Origin of the sequence: Proteus myxofaciens ATCC 19692 (assembly GCF_001654855.1) — a bacterium.
Classification (GTDB): domain Bacteria; phylum Pseudomonadota; class Gammaproteobacteria; order Enterobacterales; family Enterobacteriaceae; genus Proteus; species Proteus myxofaciens.
On the sequence record NZ_LXEN01000292.1, the window covers coordinates 1 to 201 of the forward strand.

Sequence of the window (201 nt, forward strand, 5' to 3'; positions counted from 1 at the left end):
TGGGGTATAGCGGTAAAAAAATGGCCGAAAAATTAGGTGTAAGTCAGCAACAATATTCACGATATGAAAGAGGGCTAAATAAACTAGATTTAAGCTATCTTGTTATTATTGCTAACTATCTTGATACACCAATCTATTGGTTTTTCGAGGATTGTTTTAACCCAAAGAAGTTAAAGGAGAATAAACATTTTGATAAACGAC

The 201-nt window shown here is 32.3% G+C and carries 1 protein-coding gene; it reads left to right on the forward strand.

Annotation, left to right across the window (positions count from 1 at the left end; genetic code table 11):
* Positions 1 to 20: 20 nt before the first annotated feature.
* On the forward strand, positions 21 to 201 hold a 181-nt coding region (locus M983_RS16900), incomplete at its 3' end, for a helix-turn-helix domain-containing protein (RefSeq protein WP_281180131.1).